Here is a 21,547-nt window from a genome sequence, read left to right as displayed (position 1 = left end):
GCTGTCAAAGAAGCAGGTATAAATTTGGTACAATTTAGAAATATGCCAAAGACTTGAGGAGTAAGTTTTGGAAAGTGCTTATAAGTTTGTTAAGTTATAATCAAGAGATGCACTGGGAATGCCAATAATACCTTTTGAATTTCTCATTTCCAGACGGCCTGTTTCATTACAAGCAAAACCGAAAGGACTGAATGAATGGAAAAATTTTGTTCGTTCTGAAGCCGAAAAGTTTTGGAAAGGTGACAGTCCAATTAAAGTATCTTATCTACAGCTTACGCTAGTTTACATTTGTAGTGATGATTCTCCACCTGATACTGATAACATTATCAAACCAATACAGGATGCACTTATAGGCTTAGTTTATGAAGATGATAATTTAGTATTAGATGTAGATAGTCATCGTCGGTTTATGTCAGATCCGATTGATATAACAAATTTACCTTTATTATTGCGGGAAGGTGCCATCATTGGCGAAGAGTGTGTTTATGTCAAAGTAAGTGAATCTCAACCATTGGAACAATACTTATGATAGACAATACTAAAAGTTTACGTGATGATAAAGTTGAATCTTTGATCAAAAAGTATCGTGATGAAGGATTTACAGTTATACAAAACCCGAAGGCGGATCAATTACCCTTTGATTTGGATAACTATCAACCCGATATTCTTGCTACTAAGAATCAAAATGAATCTGGTTTAATAATTGAAGTAAAAACCAGCATTAGTCCAGTTTCAGTTGAGCGTTTACAATCTGTAGCGGAAGAAATTAGTAGACATCCGGGCTGGCGTTTTTTATTGGTAACACTTGAAGATATAGAAGCCGAATCATTACCTGGAACATCGGAAGAACTACCTTCCTGGGAAGAACTAATCAACTATTTTAGTCAAGTTAGCAAGCTTATTGAAAATAATAATATTGAACCTGCTTTTCTTTTTCTCTGGAGTGTTTTTGAGGGAGCATTAAGAAAAAGAGCAGTTGATGTATCAATTCCTGTTGAACGTTTACCAGTCATAAGATTGCTAAGAACAATGTACTCTTTGGGAGAGTTATCAATTTCTGAATTTGATATTATTCAAGCTTATTTGGAAAAGCGCAATCGTCTAGCTCATGGATACATTCAGAAGCTAAATTCGGAGGTTTTAGGTAAGTTTTTAATGTTGATTGTTGAGTTATTGGATGAATGGATTCCTGCCATACATAGAAGCCTTTTAAGCAAAACAGTGGCTAGTATGAAAGAAAGTATTGAAACTGCACTACAAGAATATCATAAAGTTCTGGAAATAGTTGCTTCTGTGTTACACGACGTACCAACAGAAACAAAGGATAGAACACTGGCAGAGATTAAGGAGATGTCGGAACGAGAAGGATTAACCAATAATTTCAATGATTTTCGACACATAGTTGATGAGTATTGCGATCTTTATACTGAATCTAATAATCAACAGATAGACAAAAATAAAATAGTTTTAGATGATAACGCACAAATAGCACTTGATGCTTTACCAACTCAAGAGAAAGAAAAGATTAGTCATGCTATTAGTTATCTAGAAAAATTTCCTGATTGTTCAGAAATTGAAGTTTCTCAACTGAATTCAAGCTCAGATAATGATTTTATTGCCAAGGTAGGCATATATCGAATCATTTTTGAAGTTCAACCTAAAAAAGTAACTATTATTGATATAGTTAATTACAAACGGATTGAAATATTATATGGATTATTAGCAAAGGCTAAAATATGAGAGATCTAGATTCTTTTGATATAGATATTAATATGAAATTACTAATTTTACCCTCTTCTTTGCGCCTTTGCTTCTTTGCGTCTTTGCGCGAAACAAAAAATAATATAAAAACACCCAACTAAAAACATGGAACTATACTTAATTCGTCACGGCATTGCCGAAGAACATCAACCTACACTAAAAGACGAAGAACGACAACTCACCCCAGAAGGAAGACAAAAAACCGAGAAAGTCGCTCAAAAATTAGTAAAGCTAGAATTACATTTTGATCTAATTCTTACCAGTCCCCTAGTTCGCGCTTATCAAACAGCAGAAATACTCATTGCGGCTGGATTGAGTTCCCAATTAGAAGCATCAGATCATCTTAGCTTTGATGGTAATATTCAAAATTGGTGGCAAGAATGGCTGAAACCTAGAAATTATCCCCAAAAAACCCGACTAGCATTAGTCGGTCACGAGCCTAATTTAAGCCATTGGGCAGAAATTCTCCTGTGGGGAGAAGCAAAAGAGAGCCTCATCCTCAAAAAAGCAGGTATGATGGGAATAAAACTACCAGATGATGGTTCAGCTTGGGGTCGTAGTCAAATGTTTTGGTTGACACCACCCAAGTACCTGCTGTAATAGTTGTTACATCTGCAACTTTTGTGGTGAAAATAGTCTCTGGTGAGTTAGCGTGAGCAGATATTTTACAAAGTAAATGGTGTTGCCATGACGGTATGCGAATACAAGCCTGGTTTAGAAGGTATTCCCGCAGCCCAGTCGAGTATTAGTTATGTAGACGGGCAGAAAGGAATTCTAGAATATCGTGGTATCAGGATTGAGGAATTAGCCGAAAAAAGCACATTCCTAGAAACTGCATATCTGTTAATTTGGGGTGAGTTACCAACTCAGGAAGAACTGAAAGAATTTGAGCATGAAGTTCTCTTCCACAGACGCATCAAATACCGCATTCGGGATATGATGAAATGCTTTCCTGAAAGTGGTCATCCGATGGATGCTCTTCAAGCTTCTGCTGCTGCTTTAGGTTTATTTTATTCTCTTAGGGACTTACATAATCCGGTCTACATTCGTACCGCCGCTGTCCGTTTAATAGCGACTATTCCCACGATGGTAGCAGCGTTCCAGTTAATGCGGGAAGGTAATGATCCAGTTAAGCCCAGAGATGATTTAGGCTATGCGGCTAACTTCCTGTATATGCTCAACGAGAAAGAGCCTGATCCTTTAGCCGCTAAAATCTTTGATATCTGCTTAATTCTTCATGTTGAGCATACAATGAATGCTTCTACCTTTAGTGCTAGAGTAACAGCGTCAACCTTAACCGATCCTTATGCAGTAGTTGCCAGTGCTGTAGGTACTTTAGGTGGACCATTGCATGGTGGAGCGAATGAAGAAGTAATTCAGATGTTAGAAGAAATCGGTTCTGTAGAAAATGTTGTCCCTTATGTGGATAATCTTCTGCAACGCAAAGCTAAAATTATGGGTTTTGGACATCGAGTTTACAAAGTCAAAGACCCCCGCGCTACAATCTTACAAGGCTTGGCAGAGCAGTTGTTTGAGAAGTTTGGCTATGACGAATACTATGAAATTGCCGTGGAAATGGAACGGGTAGTTTCGGAAAAACTGGGTGACAGAGGGATTTATCCTAATGTTGACTTTTATTCCGGTTTAGTGTATAGGAAAATGGGAATTCCTACAGACTTGTTTACACCAGTATTTGCGATCGCTCGTGTAGCAGGTTGGTTAGCACACTGGAAAGAACAACTGGTAGAAAACCGGATTTTCCGTCCTACCCAAATCTACAACGGTCTTCACGAAATCGCCTACACTCCCATTGACCAACGTTAACTAACAAATAAATTAACTCTAGATTTTGGATGTTCAATTCAAGTCCTCTAATGGGCAGATTGATAACTGTCCTATCTACCATTGAGGCTTGTCGTCCAAAATCAAAACCCGCTAAAATTGGCAACTTGACAACAGCAGCCAGTGTGGGAAAATCAGACAATTTGTAGACCATAGACAACCGTTACCAACTCGGAAGCGGCTAATTTGTCTTGTTTAACGACTTAATGGGGAAACTTTTGCCCATTTCCTCAGCCACCAATCATCAATTCCCAATCCCAACCATAAGTAGAAGTTGTCTTGTGGAGTCTCATGGTGAAAACCATCCAAGGATATACTAGACTCATGAATTGGCAAATGTATTGAACTTCAATCGGTCATCATCTCAGCAGAGATTATTACTAAAGCTGAAGACAAAAGATGAAAATTAGAATAACTGATTTCATCCTTCACAGTTCATCAGCACGTTGACTTAAAGAGCAGCAAACATGAATCCAGGAATTGACCTCCAAGGAACTTTTATTCAATCTGTCAAGGACTTAGGCGTTCCCCCAGGAGCGGCCAAAGCCCTATGGATGCCATTACCAATGGTGTTGATGCTGATTGGGGCTACAGTAGGTGTCCTAGTTGCCACATGGCTAGAACGGAAAATTTCTGCGGCAGCACAGCAACGGATTGGGCCTGAATACCAGGGTCCTTTTGGATTGTTAGTGCCTGTAGCAGATGGTCTGAAGCTGGTATTTAAAGAAGATATCATCCCCGCCAAAGCAGATCCTTGGCTATTTACCATTGGTCCAATTATTGTCGTTTTACCAGTATTTCTGTCCTATTTAATTGTGCCATTTGGACAGAATATTATCATTGCTAACGTCGGCATGGGCGTATTCTTGTGGATTGCATTATCCAGTATTCAGCCCATTGGCTTATTAATGGCGGGTTATGCCTCCAATAATAAATATGCCTTGTTGGGAGGTTTACGGGCAGCAGCGCAGTCCATCAGTTATGAAATTCCCTTAGCATTGAGTGTACTAGCGATCGCTATGATGTCCAACAGTCTCAGCACCGTTGACATCGTGAATCAGCAATCTAACTTTGGCATTTTGGGCTGGAACATTTGGCGACAACCATTAGGTTTCGTGATCTTTTGGATAGCCGCCCTAGCAGAATGCGAGCGCCTACCCTTTGACTTACCAGAAGCAGAAGAAGAACTAGTTGCAGGGTATCAAACCGAATATTCAGGCATGAAATTCGCCCTCTTCTACCTCAGTTCCTACATTAACCTGGTACTTTCTGCCTTACTAGTAGCAATTTTGTACCTTGGTGGTTGGCATTGTCCTATACCCCTTGACATGATCACTGGTTGGTTAGGAGTCAGCGAAAGTGACCAAGCAATTCAGGTAGTCACAGCGGTTATAGGCATTACCATGACCGTAATCAAAGCCTACTTACTAGTATTTTTCGCCATCCTCATTCGTTGGACAGTACCAAGAGTAAGGATTGACCAATTGCTAGACTTAGGATGGAAATTCCTCTTACCAATAGGCTTGGTAAATCTCCTATTAACCGCCGCCTTCAAACTAGCCTTTCCCTTCGCCTTCGGTGGGTAAATATCAGCAGTCAGTGGTCAATGTCATTCATGATTGGCAACTGACTACTGACAACTGACAACTGACAAAGAGAGAGACACAAAAATGCTCAAATTCCTCAAACAAGTTGGTGATTACGCCAAAGAAGCAGTCCAAGCAGGTCGTTATATTGGTCAAGGATTATCTGTTACTTTTGACCACATGAGACGGCGACCTGTTACCGTTCAATATCCCTACGAAAAATTGATTCCCGGTGAAAGATTTCGCGGTCGCATTCACTATGAGTTTGACAAGTGTATTGCTTGTGAAGTCTGTGTGCGTGTTTGTCCCATTAATCTCCCTGTAGTTGATTGGGAAATGGACAAAGGCACTAAAAAGAAAAAGCTCAAACACTACAGTATTGATTTTGGAGTTTGTATCTTCTGCGGTAACTGTGTGGAATATTGTCCCACCAACTGTTTATCCATGACAGAAGAATATGAACTAGCTACTTATGATCGCCATGAACTTAATTACGATAGCGTAGCCCTGGGACGTTTGCCCTATAAAGTTACAAACGATCCAATGGTGACACCATTACGAGAACTTGTTTACCTACCTAAAGGCGTAATGGACCCCCACGGAGTCCCCGCCGATGCCCCCCGTGCAGGTTCTCGTCCAGAAGACCTAGTAGAAAAATAATTGACAACTAACAAATGACAAATGACAACTGACAACTAACAACTAACAAATGACAAATGACAACTAACAACTGACAACTAACAACTAACAACTAACTAAGGACAAAAACAGTGAATCTAGCCGAAGGAGTACAGTCTGTATCACTTGGCATTCTTGGCGTAATGATGATTGGGACAGCACTAGGTGTGGTGCTATTCTCTAACATTGTTTATTCCGCCTTTTTGCTGGGAGGTGTATTCATCAGCATGGCGGGAATATACCTATTGCTAAATGGTGATTTTGTCGCATCAGCACAAATCCTAATTTATGTTGGTGCAATTAACGTTTTAATTCTGTTTGCCATTATGTTGGTAAACAAAAGACAGGATTTTTCACCATTACCTAGTGCGGGATTACGGAAAGTATTTACAGCTTTAGTGAGTTTTGGACTATTTGCGCTTTTAAGTACAATGGTATTAGCTACGCCTTGGGCTTATACAACCAATCCCGTAGTTAGTCAAAATTCCATCATTGTCATTGGTGAGCATTTCTTCAGCGACTTTTTGCTACCCTTTGAATTAGCTTCCGTTCTGTTGCTAATAGCAATGGTAGGAGCAATTATTTTGGCACGTCGGGAATATTTACCTGACCAAGTACCAACTTCTGACCTACAACAAACAATTTTAACCCTACCAGAACGCCCCAAAGAACTCATCGGCACTGGTAGAAGTTCTGACAACTGACAACTGTACGGGCGAAGCATTTGGAAGATAAATTATCGGTAGTTGCGAAAAATGCTTCTCCAAATGCTTCGCCCCTACCAACTAACAACTGACAACTGACAATCATGCAACTCCAATACTTTTTATTACTAGCCGCAGCTTTGTTTTGCATTGGGATTTATGGTTTAATTACCAGTCGCAACGCAGTGCGGGTACTGATGTCAATTGAGTTATTGCTGAATGCCGTTAATCTAAATTTAATGGCATTTTCCAACTTCCTTGATTCAAGCTTAATTAAAGGTCAAGTTTTCACAGTTTTTGTGATTACCGTGGCAGCCGCAGAAGCGGCAGTGGGTTTAGCGATTGTGCTGACGATTTATCGCAACCGCGATACCGTTGATATGGAGCAGTTTAATCTTCTGAAGTGGTAATAGTGCGTGCAACTCAAGCAGGTAATCATTGCTTATAAAGCACGAGATCCCCAGAGTAAAAGCTGGGCTGAACTATGTGCTAAACAACTAGAAAATCGTCATTGCCAAGTATTGATGGGACCTAGTGGGCCAAAAGATAACCCCTATCCGGTTTTTTTGGCCTCTGCTAATCAACCAATTGATCTTGCTTTGGTACTTGGTGGTGATGGTACTGTCCTCACAAGTGCCAGACATTTAGCCCCAGCCGGCATCCCCATTCTCGGAGTGAATGTAGGCGGCCATTTGGGGTTTTTAACTGAGTCAGTAGATGAGTTTCAAGATCCAGAAATAGTTTGGGACAGGCTGTTAGAAGACCGTTATGCTATCCAACGGCGGATGATGTTACAAGCAGCGGTCTATGAAGGAACTGGCTCAAATTTAGAACCCGTGACAGAAAGTTACTTGGCTTTAAATGAGTTTTGTGTCAAACCCGCTTCTGCTGACAGAATGATCACCTCAATTTTGGAAATGGAAATTGATGGTGAAATAGTAGATCAGTATGTGGGAGATGGGTTAATTATCTCTACTCCCACAGGTTCTACTGGTTATACTGTTTCTGCCAGTGGACCAATTATGCACGATGGGATGGAAGCAATTACCATCACTCCCATTTGTCCCATGAGTCTTTCTAGTCGTCCTCTGGTTTTACCCCCTGGTTCTGTGGTCAGTATTTGGCCTTTGGGCGATTATGATTTAAGTACCAAACTCTGGATGGATGGTGTGTTATCTACTTCCATTTGGCCAGGACATCGTGTTGATGTCCGAATGGCTGATTGTCGCGCTAAGTTTATTGTATTACGGGCAAATAATTCATATTATCAAACACTGCGGGAAAAATTACTTTGGGCTGGTACAAGGGTTCGCTACAACAATAATCACCGCAGTTGATTTTTATGTTTATTTTCTAAATATTATCCCGGTAAGTCCGTCATAGTAAATTCAACTTCGCCCCCAATTTTAAGATATTTGGGGGTTTTTAATATCTATTCTTACTGACAATTGAAAGTATGAACTGGGTGATTTTGTATCTTATCACCAGATTTTTTGAGCAGTTAAGTTCATAATGAAAAGAATGTAATCACTAGAATAACCAGATATCCGACTTCTTTGAGAAGTCGGGGATCTATATCTTAGCCATATTTAGGAAAATAGATGGAACTTTCTTATCGCTACAATCATTATCAACTCCATCCTCCTGATTTTCCCATTTTGCAAACTGATAAATATATCCTGCGTCTAGCTGCAAATCCTCAAGAACTAGAATCTATTTTTCAATTGCGATTTGAAGTATTTAATTTAGAACTCGGTTTAGGATTATCTAATTCTAATATTGCCCAAATGGATCAAGATAAATTTGATCAAGTTTGTCATCATTTATTACTCATTGCTAAAAATACGGGTGAAACGATTGGTACTTATAGAATGCAAACTTATACAATGGCTGCTCAATATCTAGGATTTGATGCGGCTGATATATTTGATCTTCATGGTATTCCTGATGCTGTTCTTCAATCTTCTGTTGAGGTGGGACGTGCTTGTATAGCTAAGAAGTACCGCAATAGTCATACTCTATTATTACTGTGGAAAGGATTAGCTAATTATTTACTTTGGACTAAACAACAATATTTTTTTGGCTGTGCATCTTTACTTACACAATCTCATCGAGAAGCAGCTTGTACTTTTAATTATTTAAAACAAAATAATTTTATCCATCCTCATATTTTAGTATGTCCTCATGCAAAATACTTGATAGAAATTCCGCAAAGTTATCCAGAAAAGTCTAATATATCAATTCCTAATATTTTTCAGGCATATCTAAATATTGGGGCTAAAGTATGCAGTTTACCAGCTATTGATCAGCAATTTAAAACTATTGACTTTTTAGTTATTTCTAATATTGCTGATTTTACTAGATGGCATTATGGCATGAGATTGAAATAATGACACTGTTTTTTTCGGGCTACGCATCTTTTAAAAACATCTTTTTTTTGACTGAAGCTCTAAACTGGTGAAAATGAGTGTTTCTTATCTGTTCCCTATTCCCTATTCCCTGTTCCCTTTTTTGTAATTCTGATGACTTTTTCCTTACTTAAATTTATATATACATAAAAAATGCAAAAAATCGTCTAATTAGATACAATTTATGAACATTAGAAGAAGTTTTGGAGAATAATATGGTCTTATTAAAAGGCTTTGAGATTGAGATGTACACTGGTACGCATCAAGGTGATATTGTCGGACTATCGGATCAAATTACTACAAATTTAGATGGATTTATGCGTGAGCCGGATAGCCGGAATGTGGAGTATATAACTCAACCATCTATGAATTATGACAATTTATTGTGCGCTTTACTACGTCCTAGAAAAGAGTTGCGGAACTATCTCCAAAGCTTGGATAATTATACTTTGATCCCGGGTAGTACATTATCTTTGCAAGGAAGCGATCTCTTTTTGCGTTCTGACCCCACCAATCCCTATCATGATTACATTGAACAAACCTATGGCACAAAGGTAGTTACTGCCAGCGTCCATATCAATGTTGGTATCAGTGACCCAGAGGTATTAATGCGTGCCTGTCGAATCATGAGAATGGAAGCACCTCTATTCCTAGCTATGAGTGCCTCATCTCCTTTCCTAAATAGTAAAACTACTGGTTATCATTCCACCCGCTGGGGACTATTTCCCCAAACTCCCAATCATGTCCCCTTATTTGCTAGTCATGCGGATCATATTCAATGGGTAAATGAACAGTTAGCATCTGGGACAATGCAAAACGTCCGGCATTTGTGGGTATCAGTGCGTCCAAATGGCGATCGCCGTCCTTATGATTTAAATCGCTTAGAACTGCGAATTTGTGACTTGGTAACAGATCCCATTGCTTTGTTAGCAATGACAGCTTTATTAGAAGCGCGGTTAATCCAAATTATCAATAACCCAGCTATTGATCCTTTAACTCAAAGTCCGTTTTCTCCCGAAGAATTGATCACCTTAACCATGAAAAACGAAATGGCTACTGCTACTGACAGTCTTGATGCAAGATTGCAGCGATGGCAAGATGGTAGGAGTATTCTTGCCAGAGATTGGATAGCAGAAATATATGATGAAGTTTGGAGTATTGCCAAACAACAGGGCTTTAGTTGTTTCCTCTCCCCCTTGCAAAAAATTCTCCGAGAAGGTAATGAAGCTCAACAATGGTTACAACTACACAAAATAGGCGTTGATATTCAGCGTGTAATTGCCCAAGCCATTATTTCTACCCAAGAACGGGAAACCGAACTAGAAAGTAAACTATGTTCATCTGTGCGGGAATAGACACCAGACAAGAGGGAATAGGCAAGAGGGAATAGGCAAAGATACATATTCTCCTCACTCAGATTCTTATTTCCTCTCGCTGAAATGATTAAAAAAAATAATCAATGGAAAATACTTCGTAACATATTAAAAAAAACTATATATCGCCTCTACATTTTGGTAGATTTTTAGACAGCAAGAAATTCCCTAATATACAATTTAGATTTGCAAAAGATGCCCCAGATAGTTTTAGTGAACCCACAAATTCCTCCGAATACTGGCAATATTGCCCGGACTTGTGCCGCTACAGGCACGGAATTACACTTGGTCGGTCCTTTGGGATTTGAAATTAGCGATCGCTATCTGAAACGAGCCGGGTTAGATTATTGGCCTTACGTTAAATTCCATTATCATGACTCCATAGAAGTATTTCAAAGCGTACAAAAACAACGTGGGGGTAGATGCTTAGGTTTTAGTGTTCGTGGTGATTTTAACTACATTAATTTTGAATTTCAAGCGGATGATTGGCTGCTTTTTGGCAGTGAAACAGCAGGTTTACCAGCAGCTACTCTCTCAACTTGTGACTCTACCTTATATATTCCCATGTATGAACCTGGTGTTCGTAGCCTGAATCTATCAGTCAGTGTGGCCATAGGTTTATTTGAATGTCGTCGTCAGTTAGGCTATTTACAATAATTCATATTCACCAACAAAAATTTAGGATTAAGTGTGCTAGAAACATATCTATCAGATCAATCACACCAAAACTTGCTATAATAATGTTGTATAACATACATAAGCAAAAGGTGAATAGTGATAAATACTGATAAGCTCCGCTAACATGACATAAGAAATTTGTATAGATATTTTCAGGGTGACCTAACCACCAAGGATAGAATTTAGTTAATTCTTTAGATGATGACTCGAAACAGGAAAATTACCGAAAACCATTACTCTCAATGATTTGGATAACTTTGTATCCAGAAATACAACAAAATAATGCGAAAATTGCAGATGTTGTATACGGTTGTTTTTTAGGGAAGAATAAAAGTAAAGTGTCCTATTGATAAAACGGATTTAGTCAAAAAATCTTGAAAACGTCTACAGCGGGATCATTGCTATTGCAGAAGTTATCCAAGCTCATGAACTAATAGAGACAATAGACCTAGCCAAGTTATGATATTTGTTTAGTTCAGTGGTTTTGCAGCAAAATGAGTGGAGATAACTCTCAAGAGTGAGAATTTTTAGGTTGTGAGGAGTGACTTAGACAAGACAGCACCAAAAACTTGAAAGTTTAGTCAGGTGTAGAACTTGTTTAAATCAGAGAAGCACGTTAATCTTGCGTAAGTGTCTCTGGTGAATGTGATCTTGATATATGGTTTGATGTGAGATCAATCATGAATTAATATCCAACTTAAAAATCGAGATCAGTTAAACGCTAGTGATCATTAGGAGGTCGTCTTTGAAACGAGCATTGAAAAAAAGAGATAAGGCTGTGTTGAACAATACCCCCAGCGGCGATGATGCCCAGGTAGAGCAAACAAATTATGAGATCAATCCCAACATGACCCGCCGGGCGCGGACTCATCGGGCAGCTATGATTGGCTTGGCAATATCAATGGGAGCAACCAGCCTTTTGGTGACTCGACAAAGCGATCAAGCCCAAGCAGCGGCTCCTGTTGGCAGTCAAAAAGCAGCTTCAACAATGCCGGTTGTTTCCGAGACTGAGATGAAATTTGCCACCTCCAAACTGGAGTCCCCAAGCATCTCACCAACAGGCGCGGTAGCAAATCCCGTTATATTGGAACCAACAGTGGTTTCACAAGTACCTGGGCTTGAAGCTAAATGGCAAATTGCCACCAAAAACATAGCCGTCGAAGGCACTGCATCCAATGTAATTTCCCCAGCCAATCCCGCTGATAGAAATTCTGTTCAATTAGGGCAGGAAGTGAGCTATCGTCCAGTTCAAGCGACATTACCCATAAATAACCAACTGCCTGAGACAGCGCCACAGTTGTCTAAAGTGGAAGCGGTAACTGGCAGTACCCAAAATTTGCCAGCAGGGGAGTTAGCCAACGGTAATGTTAATGCTCAACTGAAAGCACAGCAAGAGTTTGCCCTGAATCGCTTACAGGAAAAGTCAACTCGGTTAAGAAATAGTTTGGCAGATTTGCGGTCTGAACAAACCCAAGATTTATTAAAAACTGGGATTAAGGAAGCACAACCAACCACTGTAGCTAATAAATCCGTACTAGAACAATCGGAAAATTTGACTGATTCTCAACAATCCGAGCTTATTTCTCGGTTGAAACCGAATAAACAAACAAGTCCGACGATACAGGAAATACCCATACCTGCATCAGCCTCAACAAAAGTTGTCGCACAATTGTCTCCCTCAACATATCAAGTTAAGCCTGGAGACACCTTAGCGGAAATTGCTAACAATTACGGTACTTCAGTTTCTGAGCTAGTTAGAGCTAATGATCTAAGTGATCCTAATCAACTGCAAATTAATCAAAGGTTAATTATTCCTCCGAACAAGATATTAGAAACCTCTGGCCGGGTAGATAATTCTTCTTTAAATAATCCTAGTTTTAACCCCAGATCATTTGTTGCTAACAATACCAGCGTTCCCGTTCCTCCACCAAGAGTAATAGAGCCGCTAGAACAGACGGAAACTCCTGGTGTGACTATCCCAGTCCCAGTGGTGACAGGTGAGCAAGAACGGAAAAATTATCCTAGTATCGCTAACCGGATTAATGTTCCTGCACCAATAGAGACAGACAGCCAAGGACAGACTGCTATTTCTATTGTTGTCCCACAGGCTTTACCTACACCCAGTGACTCTTATGGCTTAGGTGGTGATACTCCATTACCAAGAGCTTCTTACCAAAAGCATGGGTCACAAAAACCCGTGCAAAAGGTATCTAAAGCCAAAGGTAATGAACGTATCCGCAGCTTGCAAGCAGAAATTGAGAGATTGCGATATAAATACCGCGCTCAACAAGCTGGTGTGGCTGTTACAGGATCTGAAAATAATAGTCAGTCTGTACCTATTGCTATTGAATCATCCAATAATTCGGTAGTGTCTCAAGCCAATGCCATCCAGATTGCTGTACCTCAAGCAATATTGCCAAGTTATAGTCATCAACCGCTCAAGACTCTAGTAACAGCATCTGCTCCCACCAATGAGGCGATTAACCCAGAATTCCTGCCCGGTAAAACTGGTGCGAGATGGAATTCTCCCCGCAATTCATCTGGTATTAAGTTGACAGTGCCTCCTGCTCGTGCTAATGCGTCTGACTCTTTAGGAAAATTGCGAGGAACTTCTGTTTCTCCAGCTTTACCACCTATAGCAGCAGTGGATATACACTTGCCTCAAACCACTGAAGACAATCCCAGTTTCCCCTCTAATTCTGCCGCTACAGGCTACATTTGGCCAGCTAAGGGAGTTCTGACCTCTGGCTATGGCTGGCGCTGGGGAAGAATGCACAGAGGGATTGATATTGCCAACTCAACAGGCACACCCATTTATGCTGCATCTGCTGGTACAGTCGAGAAGGCTGGCTGGAATAGCGGTGGTTACGGTAACGTTGTGGATATCCGCCATGAGGATGGTAGTTTAACTCGCTATGGACACAATAGCCGGATTTTGGTGCAACCTGGTCAACGAGTGCAACAAGGTCAGACAATTGCGGCTATGGGTAGCACTGGTTTTAGCACTGGTCCTCACACTCATTTTGAAGTTCATCCATCTGGCAAGGGTGCTGTTAACCCTATCGCTTTCTTACCAAATCGGATTTAATTGCAGATAATCTGGAATTAAGTGATTCTCTGGTTAATGGAGGGAGGTAAACTCCCTCTTTTTATTTTTGGGGCAAAAATTTGGAAATTGATAGTTGTCAGATGCAAATTTCTATGCTATCTTAATATAAGTTGATAAAACAACGTGGCTCAGTAGCTCAGTTGGTTAGAGTACGGGACTCATAAGCCTGGGGTCGTCAGTTCAAATCTGACCTGAGCCATTAAAAACAATTTGATATACAAGAGTTTCAGCCTTCAGTCATTTATATCACTGAGGCTGAACATTTGTTTGAAGGCTTTCCTGACTACATTACCCGCAAACCTAAAATCATCAAATCTCGTTCCACTCCGTCCAAATCAGCAATTTTCGGTAAATTCCCCCAGGCTTGAAAACCGAACCAGGCAAATAATTTTAAACTGGGTTGATTATGAGCGAAAATAAAACTAACTAACGTCTTTAAACCTAAATTGGGACTTTCTTGGATGGCTTTTTCTAAAAGTTGTTTTCCCAAACCACGTCCTTGAAAATCTGGGGAAATATAAATACTAATTTCCGCGGTAGAATAATAGGCTGGTCTACCGTAGAATGATTGGAAACTCAACCATCCAGCAATTACACCCTCTGTTTCCACTACCCATAGGGGACGTTGTGAGGGGACTCGTCCTTGAAACCAAGCTAAACGACTTTCCACAGACACAGGTTCTAAGTCAGCGGTAGCCATGCGACTAGGAACAGCAGCGTTGTAAATGGCGACAATGGCGGGTAAATCAGATTCTAGGGCATGGCGGATCATCATTGCGGCTATTTGGGCAAAATTCTTGATAAAATCTTTCCAAATAATACAGCGTTAAGAGGCTATTTATTCGATAGTTTTATCTTAAAACCGAACTTTGTACAACTCGAATAATTCTCCTAATTGCCGTTTAACGATTTTAGCACCCCCAGCTTTAATGGTTTTTTCCCACTCCGCGACAGTTTCTAGAAATACCTCTGCACCCAAATAAGTTTCTAACACAGCCCAATCTTCAGCTAAAGGCTGTTCTGAATTAAGAATATCAAATACAAAATGTCCCCCTGGTTTCAATACTCGTTTGACTTCCACCAAGACAGCTTGCCAATATTCTAGAGGAAAATAGCAACTAAATCCTGTAGCAATGACTAAATCAAATTGACTTTCATCATAGTTTAAATGGTGAGCCGGTCCTAATTCTACACCTTTGAATAATTTTGAGTTTAACTGTGAACCACGGGAGTTAAGGGTGTCTTTGGCTATATTACTAATTTCTTGCCCATAAAAGAATGCTTGCCAATCTCTCCAAGGATAGATTAAAAAACTGACACCGCAACCAATATCTAAACAATGTTCGTTTTTTTGAGGTTGAGCAATTTCCCAAAATGGTGAAACTATTCTCTCACTTAATCTGCCATTAATCCATTCTCGAAATATTGGCATTGCTTCTACTTCGTCGGGAACTGCAAATTTCTGATTTTGATATTGGTGATTAAAGCGATATGCTATTTGTCCTATTCTCTCTTGCCATTTATCTGAGGAATAGCTATTTCTTTTATAAGAATTAGAAGGCAAATTTTTAGACATTAATTATTTTTGTCAGTTGTCAGTTGTTAGTTGTTAGTAGGGGCGAAGCATTTGGAAGATAAATTATCGGTCATTGCCAAAAAAAGTCCTCCAAATGCTTCGCCCGTACAGTGGTTAGTTGTTAGTAGGGGCGAAGCATTTGGAAGATAAATTATCGGTCATTGCCAAAAAAAGTCCTCCAAATGCTTCGCCCGTACAGTGGTTAGTTGTTAGTAGGGGCGAAACATTTGGAAGATAAATTATCGGTCATTGCCAAAAATAGTTCTCCAAATGCTTCGCCCGTACAGTTGTTAGTTGTTATTAAGCTTTTGCTAATAAAGGTGCAGCAGCTAAGAGGGTTTGGGTGTAGGGATGTTGAGGATGAGCAAAAATTTGCTTAGTCTGTCCTAATTCAACTATTTTACCACCATTCATTACGGCAATGCGATCGCACAAAAACCGCGCTAACCACAAATCATGGGTAATGAACAAATAGGTTAAATCAAATTCTGTCTTTAGTTGTAACATCAAATCGAGAACTTGTGTTTGCACACTGGCATCTAACATACTCACTGGTTCATCACATATTACCAGTTTTGGCTTAGTAATTAAAGCCCTGGCTATAGCTACCCGTTGTTGTTGTCCTCCAGATAAATCGGCGGGATAACGGTGATAATAGAGTTCTGCTGGGGTTAAACCCACTTTTTCCAACATCCATAAAACCTGTTCTTTAGCTTTTACAACAATATCCATATTATGAATTAATAAAGGATCTGCTATACTTTGTCCTACCGTCATCGCTGGATTTAAACAAGCATGAGGATCTTGAAATATCATTTGGATTTGTCTCCGAGAAGAACGGATTTTTTGCCGAGATAAACTGGTTAATTCCTGGCCTAAAAATTCGACTGTTCCCGATGTCGGACTAATTAATTGTAAGATAGTTCTCGAAAGTGTACTTTTCCCACAACCAGACTCTCCCACTAATCCTAAAATTTCCCCAGCATACAATTCTAAATTAATCCCATCTACAGCTTTAACCGTTTGTCCTTCTCCTTTAAATATCCGTTCAATAAAATTCGGTTCTATGGTATAATGTTGCTTGAGTTCTGTAATTTTTAAAATGGGATTTGCCTTTTCTGTTCCCTGTTCTCTTTTCCCTGCGATGCACTGAGCTTGTCGAAGTGTTCCCTCTTCCTTTTGAATATGTAAAGCGGCTTTTAATAAAGATTGAGTATATTCATGTTGTGGATGAGCAAATACAGTTTCCGTTTTTCCCATTTCCACCATTTTACCCTGATACATTACCCCAATGCGATCGCAATATTCCCCCACCATTGCTAAATCATGGGAAATTAATAATAATCCCATATTTTCCTCTGCACACAATCGCGTTAGTTCTTGGAGAATCTGAGCAGAAACAGTCACATCTAAACTAGTCGTTGGTTCATCAGCCACAATTAACTTAGGACTTAAAAGTAAAGCTAAAGCAATAGCTACCCGTTGACGCATTCCCCCGCTAAACTCATGGGGGTACTGACTCCAACGACTAGCGGGAATTTTCACCTTTGCCAAAGTCGCTAAAGCCTTTTCCTTCGCTTGCTGTTTCGATAATTCCGGTAAATGGGCTTGTAGAGTTTCAATACAGTGATTCCCAATTGTCATCAATGGATCAAGGCGCGTCATGGGGTCTTGAAAAATCAAAGCTACCTCTTCACCTCGAAACTTTTGCATCTTAATTGGTGTTAAATCTAATACAGGTTTTCCTTGAAAATTTACTATTCCTTCAACGCGACTAGAGGCAGGCAATAAACGCATTATCGCTTTTCCAATAGTGGATTTACCACAACCGGACTCTCCCACCAATCCCATTCTTTCACCAGGCTTGAGAATAAAAGATACACCATCAATCGCCCAGCTTTCTACCTCTCCACTCCGTCGCGGATAAGCCACACGGAGATTTTCAACACTCAATAAAGCTTCACTCATAATTAATTATTTTATAACCTTTAATATTGTTGGGGATTCATCATAACTCGACCAGGATTAATCAATCTATAGATTATAGATAATGGGTATGATAGATAACCTCTAAAAAACGACTGTTAATTTACATATCTTTACAATTCGCCATCTGGGGAAGAGAGTGAGTTGGGTAAACACTTGATGGCGATGTTCCTGATTACAGCCATATAACAGCGATCTTAGTAGATAAATTATCTAAAGTGTCTATTACATTGTTTAAAGTTATGTAGCCTTTTGCTTACAAGCTATCAAGCCCTGGGGTAAACTATGCCTTGATTATGATTCTTTCACTCCAGAAGAACACCCGCAAGGAGCAGTTTTTTAAATGTCTCATACCGTTAAAATCTACGACACCTGCATTGGCTGTACACAATGCGTCCGCGCTTGCCCTACGGACGTGCTAGAAATGGTTCCTTGGGATGGCTGTAAAGCTGCTCAAGTGGCTGCTTCTCCCCGCACCGAAGACTGTGTAGGTTGTAAGCGTTGTGAAACTGCTTGCCCCACCGATTTCTTGAGTATTCGCGTTTATCTAGGCGCTGAAACAACTCGCAGCATGGGCTTGGCTTACTAAGAATTTCATTTCTAAATTCTTGGTACTTTAGTGCTGAGGAGTGAAAACGGGAGAAACATCAAGATTCTTCCCTCATTCCTCAGCATTTTTTGTCAGTTGGTAGGGGCGAAGCATTTGGAGAAGCATGTCTCGCAACTACCGATAATTTATCTTCCAAATGCTTCGCCCGTACAGTTGTCAGTTGTCAGTGACCAATGACCAATGACCAATGACCAATCACCAATGACCAATCACCAATTCCAGCAACTATACTTAAAATTTAATCATCCTGAAACCGGAGTGGTTTAAGCAATGTGTGGAATAGTTGGATATATAGGCACTCAGCCAGCGACAGATATTTTACTGGCTGGACTAGAAAAATTAGAATATAGAGGTTACGATTCAGCCGGAATTGCCACTATTTTGGCAGGTGACGTGCATTGTGTGCGAGCTAAAGGCAAATTACTCAACCTGCGTTCTAAACTGGAAAAAATCGAAAATCCTGCCCAAATAGGGATTGGTCACACGCGCTGGGCAACTCATGGTAAACCAGAAGAGTATAATGCCCATCCTCATTTAGATACAGCATTGCGGATAGCAGTGGTACAAAATGGAATAATTGAGAATTATCGAGAATTGCGGGAACACTTAAAAGCATTAGGACATGAATTCCGTTCAGAAACAGATACAGAAGTAATTCCCCATTTGATTGCTGAGTGTTTAAAACATTCTCCTGAAAATCCTCTTTCCCCTTCAGCATTTTTAGACGCTGTGCAGGAAGCTGTAAGTAAATTAGAGGGGGCTTATGCTATTGCGGCTATTTCTGCTGACTACCCCGATGAGTTGATTGTAGTTCGCCAACAAGCGCCTTTAGTCATTGGTTTTGGCCAAGGTGAGTTTTTCTGTGCTTCCGATACGCCGGCGATTGCCCCCTATACCCGCGCTGTATTGTCCCTAGAAAATGGCGAAATTGCTCGTTTGACTCCTTTAGGCGTGGAGGTCTATAACTTTGCTGGAAATCGCTTAAAAAAGCATCCCCGCACTTTGAACTGGAATCCCATTATGGTGGAAAAACAGGGATTCAAACATTTTATGCTCAAGGAAATCTATGAACAACCGGGAGTAGTGCGGGATTGTTTGGAGGCTTATTTCCCTGCTAGTTCGGAAACACCAGTAAATTTAGGTTTACCGGCAGATTTTTATGCAGATTTAGAACAAATTCAAATTGTCGCTTGTGGTACAAGTTGGCACGCTGCGTTGGTAGGTAAATACTTATTAGAACAATTGGCAGGAATTCCTACTCAGGTACAATATGCTTCGGAATTTCGGTATGCACCATCACCGCTAACGCCTCATACTTTGACTATTGGCGTAACTCAATCTGGAGAAACTGCTGATACTTTGGCAGCTTTGTCTATGGAAAAAGACCGCCGACAAGGGAAGGAAGCTAAGTATCAAGTACGACTTTTGGGGATTACTAATCGTCCAGAAAGTAGTTTAGGTAATATGGTGGCGAATATTATCAATACTCATGGGGGAATTGAAATTGGTGTGGCGGCAACGAAAACTTTTGTAGCACAATTAATGGCGTTTTATGCTTTGGCTTTAGATTTAGCTTATCGTCGTCAGGAAATTAGTGATTCGAGATTTGAGGAAATTATTACAGGTTTACGTCAGTTACCAGGGGAAATTGAAGCGATTTTAGAAACGCAAGAACGTTATATTGAACATTTAGTACATGATTTTTCAGAAACCAAAGATTTTATCTTTATTGGTAGGGGAATTAATTTTCCTATTGCGTTAGAAGGGGCTTTAAAATTAAAGGAAATTAGTTATATTCATGCGGAAGGATATCCAGCAGGGGAAATGAAACATGGACCAATTGCGTTGTTAGATGCGAAAGTTCCGGTAGTAGCGATCGCTGTTCCTGGTAGTGTATATGAAAAGGTAATTTCTAACGCTCAAGAAGCAAAAGCCAGAGATTCCCGGTTAATTGGGATAACTTCTGTTAAAGATGGGGAAGCGGCGGAGATTTTTAATGATTTAATTCCGGTTTCTGAAGTTGAGGAAATTCTGTCTCCAATTCTCACGGTTATTCCGTTGCAATTGTTAGCTTATCATATTGCGGCGCGGCGGGGTTTGGATGTAGATCAACCCAGGAATTTGGCGAAATCGGTAACAGTTGAATAAATTCTAAGTAGGTCGGCGTTAAAAATTACAGCACTTCCCGGTGTTATGAGGTACATATCTAGCGGGCAAGATGCCCGCACTACAAGAGTTATGAGGTACATATCTAGCGGGCAAGATGCCCGCACTACAAGAGTTATGAGGTACATATCTAGCGGGCAAGATGCCCGCACTACAAGAGTTTCATGATTCAACTTTGTACCTCATAAGAGCGGAAACCGCTGTATCGTTGTGGAAAGGCAAGAGGTAATACTTCGACTTCGCTCAGTAACCAGAGGCAAGAGGCAAGAGTGAAGAGGTTTTTGGAGATTTTACTTTTCTTTACACAATTTGGTTTTATTATGTTGACCTACTTAGCGCAATTTTACACAATAACAGGCTAAATTGTCTTTGGAGATGTCTAATGAATAAATTAGTGAAACAAGGATTAGTTTGGCTAGGTGCAGCTACGATTGCAGTTAGCTTAATAGCGTGTGATAGTTTGTTTGCTCCTCAAGGTGATCTAGTGGAACGGGTAAGTGATGGTGATACATTAATATTGAAAAGTGCTGATGGTAAAAAGTTTACGGTGCGGTTTGCTTGTATTGATGCTCCAGAAATAGCGCATTCTCAGACAGAAAAGAAGAGTAAAATTACTCAAGATGTCAATCAGTTTGTTTGGGGTATGAAAGCGAAAACACGGATAGAGGAACTGATTAAACAAACAAATAATCGTGTAAAGTTAAATATTACAGATAGCGATCGCTATGGGAGAAAAGTTGCTGAAGTTCGTTCAAAAGATGGTACGTTTTTACAGGAAGTCTTGTTAAAAGAAGGATTAGCTAAAGTATATCGTCCCTATTTAAGCAAATGTCCTAGTAGGGATATTATTCAACAAGCCGAAGCACAAGCGCAAAAACAAAGGATTGGTATTTGGAGTGATCGAAAATTTATTGATCCTTGGGATTATCGGAAAGCAAATAATTTACAGAATAGAATGAAGAGAACCACTGATCTAAAATACAGCGGTTTCCGCTCTTATGAGGTACAAAGTTGAATCATGAAACTCTTGTAGTGCGGGCATCTTGCCCGCTAAATAAGTACCTCATAAC

At 40.0% G+C, this 21,547-nt stretch carries 21 protein-coding genes and 1 tRNA gene; 19 read left to right on the top strand and 3 right to left on the bottom strand.

Translation table 11 applies throughout. The features are described from left to right. The first annotated feature begins 118 nt into the window (after positions 1 to 118). The 14 genes from BMF77_RS02345 (at position 119) to BMF77_RS02280 (ending at position 14,338) form a co-directional block, all read left to right on the top strand. Positions 119 to 529: a RusA family crossover junction endodeoxyribonuclease gene (locus BMF77_RS02345; protein ID WP_015080287.1), complete on the top strand. Its 411-nt coding sequence runs from the start codon at positions 119 to 121 to the stop codon at positions 527 to 529. Continuing rightward, complete coding sequence (locus tag BMF77_RS26420) at positions 526 to 1,740, top strand: hypothetical protein (RefSeq protein WP_168204382.1); 1,215 nt, start codon at positions 526 to 528, stop codon at positions 1,738 to 1,740. The genes BMF77_RS02345 and BMF77_RS26420 overlap by 4 nt, the downstream gene beginning before the upstream one ends. A 126-nt stretch (positions 1,741 to 1,866) precedes the next feature. Continuing rightward, positions 1,867 to 2,361 carry a phosphohistidine phosphatase SixA gene (gene sixA / locus BMF77_RS02335; RefSeq protein WP_148760337.1) on the top strand — a complete coding sequence of 165 codons (495 nt, stop codon included), beginning with the start codon at positions 1,867 to 1,869 and terminating at the stop codon, positions 2,359 to 2,361. Between the two features lie 87 nt (positions 2,362 to 2,448). Beyond that, positions 2,449 to 3,585, top strand: coding sequence for a citrate synthase (locus BMF77_RS02330; protein ID WP_148760335.1), 1,137 nt, complete (start codon positions 2,449 to 2,451; stop codon positions 3,583 to 3,585). Between the two features lie 485 nt (positions 3,586 to 4,070). Then, positions 4,071 to 5,189 (top strand): NADH-quinone oxidoreductase subunit NuoH, encoded by a 1,119-nt coding sequence (gene nuoH, locus BMF77_RS02325; protein ID WP_148760333.1) that lies wholly within the window; start codon positions 4,071 to 4,073, stop codon positions 5,187 to 5,189. Between the two features lie 84 nt (positions 5,190 to 5,273). Next, complete coding sequence (gene ndhI, locus BMF77_RS02320; protein ID WP_015080282.1) at positions 5,274 to 5,849, top strand: NAD(P)H-quinone oxidoreductase subunit I; 576 nt, start codon at positions 5,274 to 5,276, stop codon at positions 5,847 to 5,849. Positions 5,850 to 5,959: 110 nt separating this feature from the next. Then, positions 5,960 to 6,571 carry an NADH-quinone oxidoreductase subunit J gene (locus tag BMF77_RS02315; protein WP_015080281.1) on the top strand — a complete coding sequence of 204 codons (612 nt, stop codon included), beginning with the start codon at positions 5,960 to 5,962 and terminating at the stop codon, positions 6,569 to 6,571. Positions 6,572 to 6,675: 104 nt separating this feature from the next. Further along, positions 6,676 to 6,981 (top strand): NADH-quinone oxidoreductase subunit NuoK, encoded by a 306-nt coding sequence (gene nuoK / locus BMF77_RS02310; protein ID WP_148760331.1) that lies wholly within the window; start codon positions 6,676 to 6,678, stop codon positions 6,979 to 6,981. A gap of 6 nt (positions 6,982 to 6,987) precedes the next feature. After that, entirely contained in the window at positions 6,988 to 7,908 is a 921-nt protein-coding gene (locus BMF77_RS02305; protein ID WP_148760329.1) for an NAD(+) kinase, read from the top strand. 264 nt (positions 7,909 to 8,172) lie between these two features. Beyond that, on the top strand, positions 8,173 to 8,961 hold the full coding sequence (locus tag BMF77_RS02300; RefSeq protein WP_148760327.1) for a GNAT family N-acetyltransferase: 789 nt from the start codon (positions 8,173 to 8,175) through the stop codon (positions 8,959 to 8,961). 233 nt (positions 8,962 to 9,194) lie between these two features. After that, complete coding sequence (gene gshA / locus BMF77_RS02295) at positions 9,195 to 10,334, top strand: glutamate--cysteine ligase (protein ID WP_148760325.1); 1,140 nt, start codon at positions 9,195 to 9,197, stop codon at positions 10,332 to 10,334. Positions 10,335 to 10,547: 213 nt separating this feature from the next. Further along, positions 10,548 to 11,009 carry a tRNA (cytidine(34)-2'-O)-methyltransferase gene (locus BMF77_RS02290; protein WP_015080275.1) on the top strand — a complete coding sequence of 154 codons (462 nt, stop codon included), beginning with the start codon at positions 10,548 to 10,550 and terminating at the stop codon, positions 11,007 to 11,009. A 766-nt stretch (positions 11,010 to 11,775) separates the two neighbouring features. Then, positions 11,776 to 14,118 (top strand): peptidoglycan DD-metalloendopeptidase family protein, encoded by a 2,343-nt coding sequence (locus tag BMF77_RS02285; protein WP_148760323.1) that lies wholly within the window; start codon positions 11,776 to 11,778, stop codon positions 14,116 to 14,118. Positions 14,119 to 14,264: 146 nt separating this feature from the next. Next, a tRNA-Met gene (locus BMF77_RS02280) sits at positions 14,265 to 14,338 on the top strand. 84 nt (positions 14,339 to 14,422) lie between these two features. On the opposite strand, the gene BMF77_RS02275 is transcribed toward BMF77_RS02280, so the two are convergent. Further along, positions 14,423 to 14,914, bottom strand: coding sequence for a GNAT family N-acetyltransferase (locus tag BMF77_RS02275; RefSeq protein ID WP_148760321.1), 492 nt, complete (start codon positions 14,912 to 14,914; stop codon positions 14,423 to 14,425). Positions 14,915 to 14,995: 81 nt separating this feature from the next. After that, entirely contained in the window at positions 14,996 to 15,715 is a 720-nt protein-coding gene (locus BMF77_RS02270) for a class I SAM-dependent methyltransferase (protein ID WP_148760319.1), read from the bottom strand. A gap of 206 nt (positions 15,716 to 15,921) precedes the next feature. Here BMF77_RS02270 and BMF77_RS27160 point away from each other — a divergent pair, with 206 nt between their 5' ends. Continuing rightward, the gene (locus tag BMF77_RS27160; protein ID WP_210422283.1) at positions 15,922 to 16,095 is read left to right on the top strand and encodes a hypothetical protein; all 174 of its coding nucleotides are present in this window, start codon (positions 15,922 to 15,924) and stop codon (positions 16,093 to 16,095) included. Here the strand turns inward: BMF77_RS27160 and BMF77_RS02260 are convergent. After that, positions 16,016 to 17,683 (bottom strand): ABC transporter ATP-binding protein, encoded by a 1,668-nt coding sequence (locus BMF77_RS02260; RefSeq protein ID WP_148760317.1) that lies wholly within the window; start codon positions 17,681 to 17,683, stop codon positions 16,016 to 16,018. The genes BMF77_RS27160 and BMF77_RS02260 overlap by 80 nt on opposite strands. A 361-nt stretch (positions 17,684 to 18,044) precedes the next feature. On the opposite strand from BMF77_RS02260, the gene psaC reads away from it, so the two are divergent. The 4 genes from psaC (at position 18,045) to BMF77_RS02245 (ending at position 21,492) form a co-directional block, all read left to right on the top strand. Beyond that, entirely contained in the window at positions 18,045 to 18,290 is a 246-nt protein-coding gene (psaC, locus tag BMF77_RS02255; RefSeq protein WP_015080270.1) for a photosystem I iron-sulfur center protein PsaC, read from the top strand. A 30-nt stretch (positions 18,291 to 18,320) separates the two neighbouring features. Further along, positions 18,321 to 18,488, top strand: coding sequence for a hypothetical protein (locus tag BMF77_RS26415; protein ID WP_168204341.1), 168 nt, complete (start codon positions 18,321 to 18,323; stop codon positions 18,486 to 18,488). Between the two features lie 93 nt (positions 18,489 to 18,581). Further along, entirely contained in the window at positions 18,582 to 20,459 is a 1,878-nt protein-coding gene (gene glmS, locus BMF77_RS02250; RefSeq protein WP_148760315.1) for a glutamine--fructose-6-phosphate transaminase (isomerizing), read from the top strand. A gap of 400 nt (positions 20,460 to 20,859) precedes the next feature. Next, positions 20,860 to 21,492: a thermonuclease family protein gene (locus BMF77_RS02245; protein ID WP_148760313.1), complete on the top strand. Its 633-nt coding sequence runs from the start codon at positions 20,860 to 20,862 to the stop codon at positions 21,490 to 21,492. The last annotated feature ends 55 nt before the right edge of the window (positions 21,493 to 21,547 follow it).

Origin of the sequence: Dolichospermum sp. UHCC 0315A (assembly GCF_008121535.1) — a bacterium.
GTDB lineage: Bacteria > Cyanobacteriota > Cyanobacteriia > Cyanobacteriales > Nostocaceae > Dolichospermum > Dolichospermum lemmermannii.
The sequence above is the reverse complement of the archived record's forward strand: the minus strand, read 5'-3'. Positions and strand labels throughout refer to the sequence as shown.